The 17052-nt window shown below is 36.0% G+C and carries 12 protein-coding genes; 9 read left to right on the forward strand and 3 right to left on the reverse strand.

What is annotated here, in order from left to right; all coding sequences use genetic code 11:
- The first annotated feature begins 206 nt into the window (after positions 1–206).
- The gene (locus tag VB248_RS06305) at positions 207–557 is read left to right on the forward strand and encodes a four helix bundle protein (RefSeq protein WP_323295901.1); all 351 of its coding nucleotides are present in this window, start codon (positions 207–209) and stop codon (positions 555–557) included.
- Positions 558–1015: 458 nt separating this feature from the next.
- Here the strand turns inward: VB248_RS06305 and VB248_RS06310 are convergent, their stop codons facing one another.
- Both VB248_RS06310 and porW read right to left on the reverse strand, forming a co-directional pair.
- A complete protein-coding gene (locus tag VB248_RS06310) occupies positions 1016–2242 on the reverse strand; it encodes an efflux RND transporter periplasmic adaptor subunit (RefSeq protein ID WP_323295902.1) in 1227 nt (408 codons plus the stop codon).
- 581 nt (positions 2243–2823) lie between these two features.
- Entirely contained in the window at positions 2824–4989 is a 2166-nt protein-coding gene (gene porW, locus VB248_RS06315; RefSeq protein WP_323295903.1) for a type IX secretion system periplasmic lipoprotein PorW/SprE, read from the reverse strand.
- Positions 4990–5220: 231 nt separating this feature from the next.
- Between porW and VB248_RS06320 the strand changes: the two genes are divergently transcribed.
- From VB248_RS06320 to VB248_RS06335, 4 genes are all read left to right on the forward strand, one after another.
- Positions 5221–5430 (forward strand): AtpZ/AtpI family protein, encoded by a 210-nt coding sequence (locus VB248_RS06320; protein ID WP_323295904.1) that lies wholly within the window; start codon positions 5221–5223, stop codon positions 5428–5430.
- 208 nt (positions 5431–5638) lie between these two features.
- Positions 5639–7672, forward strand: a complete 2034-nt coding sequence (gene mrdA, locus VB248_RS06325; protein WP_323295905.1) for a penicillin-binding protein 2 — start codon at positions 5639–5641, stop codon at positions 7670–7672.
- 59 nt (positions 7673–7731) lie between these two features.
- Positions 7732–9021: a rod shape-determining protein RodA gene (gene rodA, locus VB248_RS06330; protein WP_323295906.1), complete on the forward strand. Its 1290-nt coding sequence runs from the start codon at positions 7732–7734 to the stop codon at positions 9019–9021.
- Between the two features lie 168 nt (positions 9022–9189).
- A complete protein-coding gene (locus VB248_RS06335) occupies positions 9190–10212 on the forward strand; it encodes a hypothetical protein (protein WP_323295907.1) in 1023 nt (340 codons plus the stop codon).
- Positions 10213–10415: 203 nt separating this feature from the next.
- On the opposite strand, the gene VB248_RS06340 is transcribed toward VB248_RS06335, so the two are convergent.
- Positions 10416–11591: a hypothetical protein gene (locus VB248_RS06340; protein ID WP_323295908.1), complete on the reverse strand. Its 1176-nt coding sequence runs from the start codon at positions 11589–11591 to the stop codon at positions 10416–10418.
- A 200-nt stretch (positions 11592–11791) separates the two neighbouring features.
- On the opposite strand from VB248_RS06340, the gene VB248_RS06345 reads away from it, so the two are divergent.
- The 4 genes from VB248_RS06345 to VB248_RS06360 all read left to right on the forward strand — a co-directional run bounded on the left by VB248_RS06345 (position 11792) and on the right by VB248_RS06360 (position 17012).
- Positions 11792–13087, forward strand: a complete 1296-nt coding sequence (locus VB248_RS06345; RefSeq protein WP_323295909.1) for a hypothetical protein — start codon at positions 11792–11794, stop codon at positions 13085–13087.
- Positions 13071–14615, forward strand: coding sequence for a tetratricopeptide repeat protein (locus VB248_RS06350; protein ID WP_323295910.1), 1545 nt, complete (start codon positions 13071–13073; stop codon positions 14613–14615). The genes VB248_RS06345 and VB248_RS06350 overlap by 17 nt, the downstream gene beginning before the upstream one ends.
- Before the next feature lie 91 nt (positions 14616–14706).
- Positions 14707–16197, forward strand: a complete 1491-nt coding sequence (gene cysS / locus VB248_RS06355) for a cysteine--tRNA ligase (protein WP_323295911.1) — start codon at positions 14707–14709, stop codon at positions 16195–16197.
- A 29-nt stretch (positions 16198–16226) separates the two neighbouring features.
- Positions 16227–17012 carry a rhomboid family intramembrane serine protease gene (locus VB248_RS06360; protein WP_323295912.1) on the forward strand — a complete coding sequence of 262 codons (786 nt, stop codon included), beginning with the start codon at positions 16227–16229 and terminating at the stop codon, positions 17010–17012.
- Positions 17013–17052 lie beyond the last annotated feature (40 nt).

The following is a 17052-nucleotide window of genomic DNA, read 5'->3' on the forward strand; positions in this document are numbered from 1 at the left end:
TTTTGTTTTTTTGTAATATCTTTTTAGTGTTTAGCAATGAGCTTTGAGTTTTTTATAGTTTTTTTCAGCTTTTGATTTAGGTTTTTGAGTAAATTGTTGTTATCTTTTATTCTTGAGTAATGAGCTTTGAGCTATCAGCTTTTTTATAACTCAAAGCTCATTGCTCACAGCTCAAGGCTCGTAGCTCAACGCTAAAATATACTACAATGAGAGATTTTAAGAAACTACAAGTTTGGCAAAAAAGCCATTTACTCACTTTAGAAATTTATAAAACTACTTCCCTGTTTCCGAAAGATGAACTCTATGGACTTGTAAGCCAGATGCGACGTTCTTCTTCTTCTATTCCAACCAATATTGCCGAAGGCTGTGGTCGAGAAAGTAATATTGACTTCAACCGTTTTCTTACTATTGCTAAAGGCTCAGCTTCCGAATTAGAATATCAATTGCTTTTAGCGAAAGACTTAAACTATATTGATTCAGTAGTTTTTTTATCTTTAAATAAAAAAATTAACGAAATCAGAAAAATGATTTATGGATATGGAGCGAAGCTTTTGTAGCTTTTTAGCTGTGAGCTATAAGCTATCAGCTTTGAGCTACGAGCCGTGAGCAATGAGCTTTTTTTATTTATACTAAGTAAGTAATTTCAAAGTTCTTAACTAAAATCTCACAACTCATAGCTCGTAGCTTTGAGCTATCAGCCTTGAGCAATGAGCTTTTTTTATTTACACTAAGTAAGTAATTTCAAAGCTCTTAACTAAAATCTCACAACTCATAGCTCGTAGCTTTGAGCTATCAGCTTTGAGCAATGAGCTTTTTTAATTTCCACTAAGTAATTTCAAAGCTCTTAACTAAAATCTCACAGCTCATAGCTCGTAGCTTTGAGCTATCAGCTTTGAGCAATGAACTTTTTTTATTTACACTAAGTAATTTCAAAGCTCTTAACTAAAATCTCACAGCTCATAGCTCATAGCTCACAGCTCAAGGCTCTCAGCTAAAAAAGCTCACAGCTAAAAAGCTACTTCTGCTTCTTAATCACCAATTCCTGCATATCTCCGTAGTTTTCATAGCTTGATGTCACTACTTTGTCGCCCGGTTTTAAGCCTTCTAATACTTCATAAAACTCAGGGTTTTGGCGACCTAACTGAATATCTACTTTATAAGCTTTCTGTCCGTTTTCGCCTACTTTGAAAATCCAGTTTCCGCCAGTTTGTTGATAAAAACCACCTTTTGCTAATAAAACTGCTTGCGTTTGGTCGCTTAATGAAAGACGAACTTGAAGCGTTTGTCCACGGCGAATATCACTTGGAGGCGTTCCCACAAATTCCATATCTACTTGGAATCTACCGTTGGTTACTTGTGAATACACTTTTTTCACACGGAGTTTATAAGTTTTATCGGAGATAGTAAAGTCACCCGTCAAACCGATGAATACTCTTGAAATATAATGTTCGTCAATATCAGCACGAACTTTAAAACCGCTGAGTACATCAATTTGTCCTAATCTTACACCACGTACTTTGTTTTCACCGATTTCAGCATTTCTTGAAGTAAGCTGACCTGCAACGGGTGCTTTTACCACCAAATCAGAAGCCTTTTTACGCATCAATTTCAAGGTTTCTTGCGTGCGAGCTACGGTTTCTTTCATTTGTGTTAATTGTGTTGCCGTCGTGATTGAATCTTGTTTTAAGGTTTTTTCAATCAATGATTTACGGCGGAGGTTATAATTATATAGGTTTAGAGATGAGCGATAATCTTGTTCTGAAATCACTTTCTCTTTGTGCAAACGATTATTCAATTCATATACTCGTTTGGCTTCTGCAAGGGCATTATCAATATCCGCTAAATTGGCTTGCTGACGAATGGTGTTTTCACGAGCCAAGTTTTGGGTATATTGCATTTGGGTAATTAATTGAAAAACAGAGGTTTCACGGTTGGCTAAATCCAGTTCGAGGTCGGTATTTGATAATTTAATTAATGGCTGGTCTTTTTTCACGATAGCTCCGTCTTCAACAAAAAGCTCTTCAACTCTACCGCCTTCAAGGGCATCTAAGTAAATGGTTTGGATAGGCATTACAATTCCGTTTACGGGAATAAATTCCTGAAAGCTTCCTTTGCTTACTTCCGAAATCATGATTTTATCTTCTTCCACATTCAGCTTGCTTTTGCCTGTGGTGCTGAAATAACTTGCAGCAATGAGTCCAATTACTGCTACGCCACCCACCCACGGGAGAATGCGTTTCATTGACCATTTCTTTTTTTCGATTACTCTATCCATTGTATTGAAATTAATAAGATTAGATGTGTTTCATTAAGTATCTATTCTGTTTGGTTATTTTTATTAACAAGATAATGCCAAAAAGTTAAGTATTTGATAATGAAGTGTTTGTGTTGTGTCTTGTGCTGAAAAGTGTACGATAACGATACACTTTTTGTTCGGAAATGGACAAGAAGGTTTTTTGGGGTAGATGATTTTTACAAGGGTAATTAATTTTTCCTCAGAGGCAGTTTCATTATGTACAATGCAGAAATAATCTTCCGCAATGGCAATTTAATTTCCACAATTCATAAATATTTTTCCTCAGAGGCGGTTTCATTATGTACAATGCAGAAATAGTCTTCCGCAATGGTGATTTAATTTCCACAATTCATAAATATTTTTCCTCAGAGGCGGTTTCATATTGAACATTGCAGAAATAAACTTCCGCAATGGCGATTTAATTTCCACAATTCATAAATATTTTTCCTCAGAGACAATTACATTTTACACAATGCAGAAACAATCTTCTGCAATGGTGATTTAATTTCCACAATATGAAATTAGGTTTACTTCTGAGTCGCTGCGGCTAATAATCTTTCCTTAGCTAAAGGAATTAGCTGGCTTTTGGGGTAATCAACAATGAAGTTTTCGAGAGCGGTTTTGTAGGTTTGAAGGTCTTTGGTCTTGGCTAAAAGTACGGCTTTCAAGAAAATAAATTTATCTTCAATTTGGCTGTTGGGGTAGTCTTTCAAGGCTGTTTCTACAAAACTGTAAGCGTCTTCGTAGTCGTTCTGACTAAAATAATTGTAGGCTTCGGCGTACATTTTTTGGGCTTCTGATTCTTTATCGGTACTTAAACTTGCGTTTTGACTTCTGATAAGCAAACGAGCAAAATATGATTCTGGGAATTTCTCTAAAAGCTGATTTTTGTACTGCGTATAAATAGAAGGATTGTTTTCGTGCAATAAACACAACAAGTAATACACTTCTGCTTGATGGGTAGAATTAGGGAAATCTCTGAGGAATTTCTCAAAAGTAATGATAGCGTTTTGTGGTTCATTAAGATTGAGTTTGTAGATTCTCCCCAATACAAAAGTAGCTTCCTCTTGTCTTCTTTTTGAGGCTAAAAGTGCTTCGGGTGCAAAAGGAATTTTGGCTTTTAGGGCTGCTATGGCTGTTTTTCTATTTTCAACCAATGGGTTCTGATTACCTTTTGTGTCACCTCCACCTTCGCTTACATTACTGTTTAGACTTTTGTTGGCAGGGTTAGTTTGGCTATCAAAAGACAGCATATTTTCTTTGCTACTTCTACGCCAGTTATCTTCTAATACTCGATTTCCCCAGCGAGTTACGAAGGCAATTTTGCCTTGCGATACCGCCAAAGGATTAGTAAAATACCAAGTAGGTTTGTTGGGGTCGGTAAAAGTAGCCACAGGACGTTTGTTGTCCAATTGTCCGCCTCGGTTGGCAGTTTCTTTTATTCTTTGTTGTTCAACTTTTTCTTTTTGCAGAATGTCATAGGCTTTCTCCAGTACTTTCTCTAATTGCTCAGGACTCATTTTTGCTAATCGCTGTAAAGAATCTTCGGTTTTGATGATTTTGGTTTGTTGAACAAAATCTGCCAAAGAGCTTTTTTTTTCGGCAACACGCTTATACTGTGGGTCTTGTTGCGAAAGCGTACTGGCGGTACTATCGTAATAATAGTAAGCCATTTCATAATCGCCTACGTTGTTGTAATAAACATCAGCCAAGCGAAGGTAAGTAAAGGGTAATTGCTGAGGGTTTTGGTTTGTCCGAACAGCCGCTTTTAGGCGTTCTAAACCCAATTTGAAATTCTCTTTTTTGATTTCCGCCATTGCCATCGACACATAGATTTTATCTTGTAAATCATTGTTTTTTGGGTCTTTGAGCATTTTTTGGAAATTATTACTTTGCCCAATCATGGCATATTGATTGAGTCGGGCATGAAAACCTAAATCATAATTAGGGCGATTTTTGTTCACAGCCTTGTAATTGGAAGCGGCAAGAGTTTTGTTATTGAGTAGCTCATACATTTGTCCAACTACAAAAAATAACCTTGCTTTTTCTTCATTTTTGGGCATCAACGGCAAGGTTTCTTCCAGAATGGCAACAGAAGTTTTGTACTCTTTTTTTAATTGATGCAAGTAAGCTTTTGTCAAATAAAACTGAATGGTATTTTCTTGATTGAGTGGTTCTTCACGTAAAATTTCGGCTACTCTTAGAGCCGTTTGAAACTCTTTTTTTTCAGTATAAGCACGCATGAGTCCAATCAAAGCCGCATCTTTTGCATCGTTATTTTCAGCATTTGTATTTACAAACTTGAAGGTTTCGATAGCGTTTTTGTAGTCTTCATTCATTAGACGAGCCTTGCCGATAAGTACGTAGGCATCATCAATCCATTTAGAATTTTGATGTCTTTCTACTACTAAAGAAGCTTTTTTAATAACAGAATTGAGTTGTTCGCCAACCGCTTGAGCAGAAGAAGAGTCGATAGGAATCAGAATAGAGAGTAATTCATCAAAATTATCTTGGCGATTATTAAATAAAGTTTGTTGAGCTTCTTTGAATTTGATATTTGCTTGGAAAAGAGCATTGAATTTAGCGTTCACATTATGGAAGCCAACACTCAAAGGAGCATTGCTATATTGCGAGCAAGCCCACAAGCCTCCACTGATACAAGCGACACAAAAAAAAATAAATAGTTTATTCATAAGAAATGTTAATGCTCAACTGCTAAAAGAAACGCAACTTTACGTAAAATTAGTATCAATTTTGTGTTGTAGGCATATTTTTGTAATTATTGTTAGCTGTTAGCTTTGAGCTATGAGCTGTAAGCCTTGAGCTTTGAGCTTATATTATTAACTAAGGCTATAATCCAAAGCTCAAAGCTAACAGCTCATAGCTCAAAGCTAACAACTCACAGCTAAAAAACCATTTAAGCCATGAAACAAGATTCACCCAATGACAATAAGTATATGCGTTATATGGGAGCAGGTACGCAGATGCTCGTAACGATAGCCAGTGGCGTTTTTTTAGGACGATGGCTCGACGAAAAAGTAGGTACTCAAACACCTTGGTTTGCGGTAGGTTGCTCTTTGGTTTTTATTTTTGCAGGAATGTATTTGTTCATCAAAAGTATTCCCAAAGAATGAATTATCAGAATATTACAACTGATTGAATACTTTCTTTGATAATTTCCCGAAAAATAACAAATTTTGTACATTATCTGTAACGCACGAAAGGCGAACCCAAAATTGACCAAGTAATTTCATTGAAAATACTCGGTCAATCGTTTTTTCAAGCGGTTTCAATCAAAATGAATGTACTTAGGCAAGAGCTTAATAAAATATTTTATCACTCGTGGACGAGCTTAGAAGACGATTTATCCAAGGATTTTTTATATTAATAGCATTAGTTTATATATGCAGACTGTTCTATTTACAAGTAATAGACGAAACTTATAAATTAGATGCTGAGAATAATGCCATCCGAAAAATTATCCAAGTACCTTTTAGGGGCTTGGTATATGACAGAAACAAAAAACTTATTGTAAGCAATACCGTAGTTTACGATTTGTACATTACGCCCAAAAAGGCAAAAGTGGCAGATACACTTCGTTTCTGTAATATTTTCGGAATTACTCGCCAAACTTTTGATAGCCTTACGCATTTAGCGAAAGTATTTTCGCCTGTGCGTCCTTCACTTTTTCTCCGACAACTTTCTCGTGAAGATTTTGCCAGAGTACAAGATGCTATGGTCGATTACCCCGGTTTTGAATTTCAAGTAAGTGCTTTGCGTACTTATGATTCAAAAGCGATGGCAAATGCTTTGGGTTATGTGGGCGAAATCAGTCCAGAACGTTTGGCAAAACAAGAAGAAACAGGAGACGACTATTACCGACAAGGCGACTACATAGGCGTAACGGGCTTGGAACGCTATTATGAAGAAGACCTTCGGGGCGAACGTGGCATCAAATACATGATGGTAAACAGTCGTGGTGTAGAAAAAGGGCCATTTAAAGGCGGAGCTTTTGATAAAAATCCGATTTCGGGAAAAAACCTTATTAGTTCTGTGGACATCAATTTGCAGGCTTATGCGGATAGTTTGATGCAACACAAAGTAGGCAGTATAGTAGCCATTGAGCCAAGTAGCGGTGAAGTATTAGCAATGGTTTCAGCACCTACTTATGACCCCAGTTTATTGTCGGGAAGAACTTTTTCAAAGTACTTTCAAACGCTGAATCTCAATCCACTTCATCCACTATTGAACCGTCCGCCAAGTGCTTATTATCGTCCGGGTTCTACTTTCAAAATTATTCAAGCTTTGGTGGCTTTACAAATGGGCGTAATTAGTCCGGGAACGGGCTTCGGACACGGCGGTTCGCCGATTCGTTGTAGCCACAATCACCCCGTAGCCAGCGATGTTCAGAAGGCGATTCAGTACTCTTGTAACCCATATTTTTATCAGACTTATAAACGAATGATTTATAATAACACTGAAAAAAATATCTTCAAAAAATCAGCTTTGGGTTTACAACGCTGGGATGATATGGTGGCGAAGTTTGGTATCGGGCAATCTTTAGGAATTGATTTACCAAACGAGAAAAAAGGAAAGTTACCCAATGTAGAGTATTATAATAATATGTACCACGGCGAGCTTACTTGGAAGTTTTCAAACATTGCCAGTAACAGTATTGGTGAAGGAGAAATCATCGTAAATCCGCTGAAAATGGCAAATGTTGCCGCTATTATTGCCAACAGAGGTTGGTATATTCGTCCACATTTGGTAAAAGGCATTGATAAAATTGGAGAAATTGATCCAAAATATAAAGAGAAAATTTCGGTAGGTATCGACCGCCGTCATTTTGCAACAGTAATAGATGGGATGGTTGCAGCCGTAAATAATGGTACAGTATCGGGCGACGGACGTATGAGTGATATTCAGATGTGTGGAAAAACAGGAACATCACAAAACAGACATGGAGAAAACCACTCTATTTTTATCGCTTTTGCTCCGAAAGAAAATCCTAAAATAGCCATTGCCGTTTTTGTAGAAAATGCAGGTTCGGGTGGGGCTCATGCTGCACCAATCGCTTCTTTGTGTATTGAAAAGTACATCAAAGGTCATGTGGATAGAAAGGCTATCGAAACTAAATGGATGAATAAAAGCTATCCAAACTTGTTGACCATCAGAAAAGCGAATGCTGCGGCAAAACCTAAAACTGTTTCAAAACCTGATACAGCACAAAAAGTAGATGAAGAGCTTTTCTTGACAACACCAACTGTAACCTTACCGTTGGGCGTTTCGGCTCAGAAAAATACAGTAAAAATACCAATGAGTCCGAAAAAACCTGTTAATCAAAAAGTGACAACGCCTAAAAAAGGCACACATTAAATAATTATACATTAATGTCATTCATTGTTGAATGAATGACCTAATTCAGCAAATTCAACTTGGCAAGGCAAGAAAAAATATCAAAAAATTTAGATTGGATAACAGTTTTACTGTTTATCGTATGTGTGGCAGTAGGGTGGATGAATATTTACGCCGCAATCTATAATCCAGAAAATCCTCTTTGGATTGGCGACCCCGGCTTTTTCGATACCAATGCAGGCAAACAATTAATTTGGATTGGTACAACTGTACTGCTTATCATAGCCATTTTGGTGATTGACTATCGTTTTTACGATACTTTCGCCTTTATTATTTATGGCTTTTTTATGTTTTTACTTGTGGCGGTTTTGTTGGTCGGAACAGAAGTAAAAGGTTCGCATTCATGGTTTAGAGTGGGGGGGTTTCAGTTGCAACCAGCCGAATTTGCCAAAATGGCAACGGCTTTGGCTTTGGCAAAGTACATCAGTACGCCCATGGTAAATTTGTCTCGTTTCAAAGACCAATTCAATGTAGCACTTATTATTTTAGTACCACCTATTTTGATTTTGGCTTCGCACGAAACAGGGGTAGCCTTGGTATTTGCTTCGTTTATGATTTTACTGTATCGTGAAGGATTACCGGGCGTTTATCCAGCCGTTTTTCTTTCGATAATTATTCTATTTGTACTTTCTTTGATTTTTGAAGAATGGCAAATTTATATTGGTTTGGCTGTGTTGGCAGGGCTTATTATTTGGTTAATGCCACGTTATGAACGCAAAACTAAAAATATCATTACCATTATCAGTATTGCTTTGGCAATGGGGCTTTTTGTTACTTGTGTAGATTGGGCAATCAACAACGTTTTGCAACAACACCAAAGAAACCGTATCAAAGTATTAGTTGACCCAGATTTTGACAGAAAGAAAACGGGGTATAATGTTCGTCAAGCTAAAATTGCGATTGGCTCTGGTGGACTTATCGGAAAAGGATATTTACAAGGAACACAAACTAAATTTGATTTTGTACCCGAACAAAGTACAGATTTTATTTTCTGTACAGTAGGCGAGGAGGAAGGCTTTGCAGGAAGTTTATTGGTAGTTGGGCTATTTTTAGGGCTTTTATTACGAATTACTTATCTGGCAGACCAACAAAAATCCCGATTTGCCCGAGTCTATGGCTATGGCGTAGCCTCCATTTTGTTTTTTCACTTTATGGTAAATATCGGTATGACCATTGGGCTAATGCCAGTAATTGGTATTCCACTTCCTTTTTTCAGTTACGGAGGTTCGTCGCTTTGGTCGTTTTCAATTTTATTATTTATTTTCTTGAAAATTGACGCTCACCGTACTCAAGTATTATCAAGATGGTAAGCCGTTTTTGATTTGAGATTTCTGATGTCGGATTTCGGCTTTACAAATTACTTTTTTAGAAGTATTTGATGAAATTTCCAAAATCAGAAATCCCAATTCCTAAATCCAAAATAGCTTTTAAGCTTTTGTACACTCATAATTCATATCTCATAATTCATACTTATTGCCATGGCTTTAATTTCTAAAAAGAAAGTTCCTTTCAAAATCAATCTTCAACTAAGAAGGTACTTGACAAAATATGGGCGTGAAATAGAAATGCCCATTCAATATACCGATTTATTGAGATTTGAAAGTTCAATCAGTCTTTACGATAAGTATGGAAATGATACTTTGTGGATTACGGTTTTTTATCCTCATAGCGAAATTGAGCATATTTATGAAGGTTTAAAGAAAATCTACGCAGATTTAAAAACCGATGGCGACGAAAAAGTAATCAAGCACTTAACCGTTGATAGAATTGATTTGTGTACTTACGGAAACACACAGCCATTTAGGATTAGAATTGTAAACCGAGTAAACGACAACTTCGATTATTTTTATATCAAAAGAGCCGACTGTTCGAGGGTTTACGGCATGGAACTCGAACATTTACTTTCGCCCAATAGAATTAGTTATCTTACTTATCAAAACTCATTGGTAGAAGAACACATCGCAGGAATTCCGGGCGACCAATTTTTCAAAAATCATTTGAATGACCCCAATCTCAATGAAATTCGTTTGGCGAAAGAATTTGTAAAATTCAACGAACGATGCTTGGTTTTACTGTTAGGAGATATGCACTCTTCTAATTTTGTGGTGGATATTACGCCAGATTTTGAAGAAGTATATTTTAGAATCAGAGCCATTGATTTTGACCAGCAGAGTTATGAAGGCAAACGAACGGTTTATATGCCTCAGTACTTCAAGCAAAATTATCCTTTGATTGAAATGGGAATGCGACACATGACACCAGAGTCGGTGAAGCAATACCAAATAGAAGAAAGGTCTTTGATTTCAAAACGTTTGAAAGTAGAAAGCCAAAGAGTATATGAATTGATGTCGATTATGGCAAGAGACGATATTTCAACGCCCGAAAATACAGAACAATTGAAAACTGAATTGGCAAAATATTACAATTCAGATAAGTTTTTGAAATGTAGAACGATGGGAGAAATTGTATGGGTGAGCTTGGAACAGGTAAAAGTTCACTGAAATAATGAAGTAGAGATTGGTAAATAGTAATTGGTGATTAGTATTTGTAATATTTTGATTGTTAGGTGATTAAGATAAATAAAAGCGTTAATTAAATTGTATCCATTACTTAAAAACGCTTCATATAAGAAATGAATATTTGTGAGTGATGAATTTTAAATAATATCACAATTCATCACTCACAATTCACAACTCTTCATTATTTATCCAACTCTCGGACAACGCTTAAATTCTTTCGTTCTATCAAACAAATAGCGATAAGTGATAAATTCTTTGTCACGTGTTGTTCCTAATTGTGAAACGAAACGATTCATTTTTGGATTAAAATCACCCACCCAATTCATATCAATGGTTTCGTATTGATAATGCGGATTGTCTCTTCCTGCCTGACGAAAACGCAAAGCAATAGCCGACTCAACGCCTTTTCCTTGATAGTCTGGCACAACGCCAAAAATCACTCCACAAGTACGAGTAATCACGCCACGCATTAAGAGTAACATAAACTTAGCTTTTTCCCAAACGCCAAATTTTCCGTTAAGGTGTTTTACAATTTGGTTGATGTCGGGAATAACGATAAAAAACGCAATCGGACGCTCGCCAGCGTAGGCAAACCAAGTAAGTTCTTCGTCGATGATAGGTTTCATTTGTTTTACCAAATTACTTGCCTGTTCTTCGGTCATGGCTTTTACGCCCGGAAATTTTGCCCAACCTTCATTAAAAATCGTTCTGAAATCTTCGCCATATTTCGCCAATTTACTTTTTTCAATGTGTCGGAACGAATACTCAGGGTTTTCGTAAATACGTTTAGCTTTTTCTTCCACAGATTTATTCACCGCCGCCGCTCGAATTGGCGACACATAAACGTATTGTTGGAAATAATCTTTGAAGCCGTATTTATCAAAGAATTGAATATAATATGGCTTAGTCCAAGGCATTTTGTAGGTAGGTTCGTACTCCCATCCTTTTGTCATCAAACCCCAGAACGAATCCCTTTCGCCAAAATTAATGGGGCCATCCATCGCTTCCATTCCTTTAGAAGCCAGCCAATTTTTACAAGTATCGAACAATAAAAAGGCAGAAGCTTCATCTTCGATACATTCAAAAAAGCCCATTCCGCCAGTGGGTTGTTCTTCTTTATTGGCCGTTTCGTGATTGATAAAAGTGGCAACTCTTCCGATAGTTTTACCCTTTTCGTCCTGCAAAATCCAGCGAATAGCCTCGCCATGTTTGAAATACTTATTTTTATCAGGATTGAAAGTATTCTCAATATCTTGGTCGAGCGGACGAATCCAATTGTTATCCTGTTCATACAATCTAACAGGCAATAAAAGAAATTCTTGTTGGAGATGTTTATGGTTAGCTACTTCTAAAATGGTCATTGTTGTTGGGTTGAATATTTTTTCAAAGATAGAGGATTTTGGTTTGAGATTTACGTTATCAAAAGAAGACATGATTAATGACTAAAAACAAGAATGCGAAGTACTTATTTTTAGAACAACAGTAGTAGCAATGAACAGCTTATTTATCATGGAACTCTTGATGAAATTCTTTACTTTTACAACAAAAAACATCATTGCTAATGTCAAAATTTAATTATCCTGTAAATGACCCCTTCACGGCAAGAGCAGTAACTGAGCCAACCTTTGAAGAAGATATTTTTGCCAGTAATCTTTACGTTAATCTCGATAAAGTGCGTGGTAATGAATACCTTAGCGATATTAAGTTTGACTTGGGTATTGGTGATGACGGTTCTTTTCATTTGACAGAAGAGTATGTGAAACTGATTTTTTCGGGTCATATTGGTTCTGGTAAAACCGTTGAACTTAAACGTTTACATCGTGACCTCAATAAACAAAACCTGTATTTTTCAGTCTTTATCAGTATCGAAGAAGAATTAGAAATTTCAAGGTTCGAGCCAGAAGACTTTTATGTTTTGCTTATCACAAAATTAATTACACAACTTCAAGAGAAAGGTATTAGTCGAAATACAGAATCGCTCAAAGAGTTAGCAAAAATGTTTTTTAGTGATTCTGAAGTAAAAAAAGAAATTAGCGAAAGTATCAAAGACGAGCTTGCGGTGAACGTAGAAGCAGGAATTGGCTTTTTTGATTTCTTTAAAATTGGAGGTTCATTAAAAAACCTTTTGGCAGGAGAGACTAAAACGGCTAAAGTAATTCGTGAAGTAACCCGAAAAAATTTACTACATCTTACACAATTGCTAAATGATTACCTTTCAGACATAAGAGCAGACATTCAAGCCGAAAATTTAGGACAAGACATCCTTTTTATCGTAGATGGTTCTGAAAAAATCATGTTTGAAAAATATGAAACGCTTTTTGTAAGAGACGCTAATGTATTGATAGGCATCAACGCCAATATGATTATGAGTGTACGAATAGATGCTTTCTATCAAATTGAAAAATCACCTATTCGTTTTACAAGTCGCTACGTAGTACCAATGATTCGTACTGATAAAGTAGAAAATTGTGATGCTCTTTGTGAAATCATTACTAAACGCATAGATTTTGATACTTTTTTTGAGAATAAAGAAACACTTGAAAAATGTATTTTTTATTCAGGTGGTTGTATTAGGCAATTGTTTAGAATCGTGAATGTTGCCATTCGTAAAACCAGAGGAAAAAGTAAAATCAATATAGCAGTAGTAGAAGCCGTTGTGGATGAAATCGGTAATACATTGCGTGAGAGTATTGATAAAAGTTATATCAAAATTCTAAAAGAGGGAGATTTTGAGCCTGCCGAAGCCAAAGTAAAGGAAATGTTATATGGATTACTTTTACTAAAATACAATGGTAAAAGCTCAATTAAGATGAATCCTATTCTTGAAAAATACTTACGAAATGCCAACGAACTTTGAGCTTGAAAAAGCCTATAACGAAAACCTGCTTGATGAAATACAGTTTACATTACAAGACCGTAAAGAACCGACGCTTGTGATGATAAGCGTACCCACCTATGACTTACAAGTAAAGGTTTTGGCAAAGCTCAAAGAGAGAGTCCCTCAATACCAGTTTTATGATATAGATCTTACACCCTTTCAAGTTATCTCCTTGCATCAGACACTTCAAGAGAAATTACCAAAATCTATTATTGAATCTGAAAGGATTACTTACTGTGTCAATGTTTTTGGTTTAGAAAATAGCCGATTAAGCTCCGAAGATGGACAAATTGTAGATTCGGGTATGATTGCCCAGTTGAATTTTGAAAGAGAAATTATTTTTAGAAAACCCAATTACATCACGATACTTTGGGGCGACCACGATTTTTTTATTCAACTCCAACGCAAAGCCCCAGACCTTTGGAGTTGGGTGACTAATTTTTTTGTGTTTAAAGAGGATGAAATACATCAAGAAAAAGAACTTAGTCCACAGCCTCACGAAGTTCCTGCCAAATTACCTGTACGAGAAGAATATATCAAAAGTCTAAAAGATAAATTAGAACACCTTCCTTTGAATGACACTGATAAAGGGCGTGCTATGAGGGAAAGGCTAAATCTTTACAGCCTTTTAGCAGACGAATATGCCAAATATTTTGACTATGAAAATGCTAAAAAGTATTACGAAAATGCCATTGGTATTACTGAGAAGTTGAATATTCGTGGTAATAGTTATAACAAGTTACTTTTTGATTATGGTACATTGAGTTTAGATTTTCGAAAATTTGACAATGCTTTAACTCTTTATAAAAAAGTGTTAAAAAATGATATTCAAGAAAATACAATGATAAATATAGGTGGAATTTATCATCAGATTGGAATGGTATATGAAAATCAACGAAATTGGGATAAAGCTTTAGAAAATTATCAAAAAGCGATTAATTGGAAAGAACGGAATGGACAAGAAGAACGATTTGGAGCTACATATCATCATATAGGTAGAGTGTATGAGGAACAACGAAATTGGGATAAAGCTTTAGAAAATTATCAAAAAGCTATTTATTGGAAAGAAATAACTGGGCAAGAATATGAATTAGGAGCTACTTATCATCATATAGGGATAGTTTATGAAGAACAAAAGAATTGGATTAAAGCATTTAAAAATTATCAAAAAGCGATTAATTGGAAAAAACAAACTGGACGAGAATATCAATTAGGAAGTTCTTATCATCATATAGGCAGAGTATACGAAGAGCAAAAGAATTGGAATAAAGCCTTAGAGAATTACGAAATGGCTATTCACTGGAAAGAAAAAACAGGTCAAGAATATCGTTTAGGCGGTACTTACCATCAAATTGGAAGGGTTTATGAAGAACAAAACAATGAAAGTCTTGCGTTAGATAACTTTGAAAAGGCTTTATCTTTTACTCCTAAATATTTCAAAGAAGAAAAAGAAATGATAGAGAACTCTATCGAAAGAGTTAAAAATAAGTTATCGGAGAAGTCTTAATGCTTTTTGAACTCAAAAGCCTCTCATTCCATTATACTTTTATTAGTTTTGTAAAAGAAATCAATTTAGTCCACAAGAATAATCCAACTGAATGCAACCTTTAAAAATATACAATACCCTCAGCCGAGAAAAAGAACTTTTTACGCCCATCAACGCCCCGCATGTGGGAATGTATGTTTGTGGCCCTACTGTTTATAATTACGTTCACCTTGGAAATGTCCGTACTTTCTTAACTTTCGATATTCTTAATCGCTACCTTACTCATATTGGTTACAAAGTACGTTATGTAAGAAATATTACAGACGTTGGTCACTTGGTGGGTGATGGCGACGAAGGCGAAGATAAAATTGGTAAAATGGCGAAGCTCGAAAAGCTTGAGCCGATGGAAATTGTACAACGTTATACCAACGATTTCCATAAAGTACTCCAACAATTTAATTTACTTCCGCCAAGTATCGAACCTTCGGCTACTGGACATATTGTTGAACAAATTGAAACCACAAAGTCTTTAATCAGTAAAGGTTTGGCTTACGAATCGCAAGGTTCAGTGTATTTTGATATTGCTCGTTATAATGCAGAGGGTGGAAATTATGGCAAACTTTCGGGAAGAGTGTTGGAAGATTTATTAACCGAAACTCGTGATTTAGATGGCGTTGGTGAAAAGCGAAATCCTTTAGATTTTGCTCTTTGGAAAAAAGCTGCTCCCGAACATTTAATGCGTTGGACTTCGCCTTGGGGCGATGGTTTTCCGGGTTGGCATTTAGAGTGTACTTGTATGAGTACCAAATATTTAGGCGATACTTTCGATATTCATGGCGGAGGAATGGACTTGAAATTCCCACATCACGAATGCGAAATTGCCCAAGCAAAAGGTGCAAATGGTGTTGAACCAGTTCGTTATTGGATGCACTCGAATATGCTTACGGTGAACGGACAAAAAATGTCTAAATCTTTAGGTAATTCTTTCTTGCCTGCTGAATTATTTGCGGGTTCGCATCCATTGTTGGAACAAGCTTACAGTCCAATGACGGTTCGTTTCTTCATGTTGCAGTCGCAATACAGAAGTACCTTGGATTTCTCAAACGATGCTTTAAAGGCAGCTCAGAAAGGCTACAAACGTCTGATTAATGGATTGAGAATCGCAAAAAAATTAGAATTTATTGCAGACGAGGCAATCGAGATAGACCAAAAACACGTATTAGAAGTAGAGAAAGGTATTCAAACTTGTTACGATGGTTTAAACGACGATTTGAATACTGCCGTTGCTATTGCAGGTTTATTCAATTTAGTAAAGAAAATCAATCAGCTTTATATGGGGCAAGTACAGCCTGCTCAATTGGGTGAAAGTACTTTCAATTTGCTAAAAGAACAATTTGTAGCTATTACAGAAAATGTACTTGGCTTGATTGAAGAACCCAACGAAAATGTTGAAGCTTTTGCAAAAGGAATGTTGTCACTTTATCGTGAATACAAGGAAGCTAAACAATATGATAAAGTAGATGAAATCAGAGGATACTTTAAAGCTAATGGATTAGTGATTAAAGACATGAAAACTAAAATTGACTGGGCTTATGAAGAGTAATATTTTCTCTAAAATTTCTATTTAAAGCAATGAGAACGCCACCGATAACGCCTGTCATTAGGGCATTAATTGCCATTAATGTAATAGTTTTTGGAGTAGAATACTTTGGGCATCGAGATATGATTGTGTCTGTGATGGGTTTACATTATTTTACTTCGGACAAATTTTTACCATTTCAGTTTGTCACTTCTATGTTTGTGCATGCTAATATTGGGCATTTGTTCAATAATATGCTTGGCTTATTTTTTTTAGGACCAATTTTAGAAATGTATTGGGGGGATAAACGCTTTCTCACCTTCTTTTTTGTGACAGGAATTGGAGCGGGTTTATTGTACATGGGCTTAAAGTATTACGACTATTCAGCCTTAGAAGCGGCTACTCGTGCTTATGTTGAAAACCCCGATTTGAGTACTTTCAATCAGTTTTTATTACACAATTATCCAGAAGGTATTCCGGGTGAAGTAATAGGGCAAATTCAAGATCCAAACAATATTGATGTAAAAGAATCGGTTATCATTGTTCAGGAGTGTTTGAAATCAGTATTAGATACACCGATGATTGGAGCGTCTGGGGCAGTGTTTGGTGTTATGGCAGGTTTTGCTCTGCTTTTCCCTAATACAGAATTGATGCTTTTTTTAATTCCTATCCCGATAAAAGCAAAATATTTTGTAGCTTTATATGGCTTATATGAGCTGTACGCTGGGCTTCATAAAATGCCGGGTGATAACGTTGCCCACTTTGCCCATATCGGAGGAATGATTTTTGCATTTATCTTAATTAAAATCTGGGGAAAAAACCGAAATACATTCTATTAATTGAACAAAGGCTTATTTTTCAAGGTATTATATTTACACA

Origin of the sequence: Arcicella rigui, from assembly GCF_034929435.1 — a bacterium.
Classification (GTDB): domain Bacteria; phylum Bacteroidota; class Bacteroidia; order Cytophagales; family Spirosomataceae; genus Arcicella; species Arcicella rigui.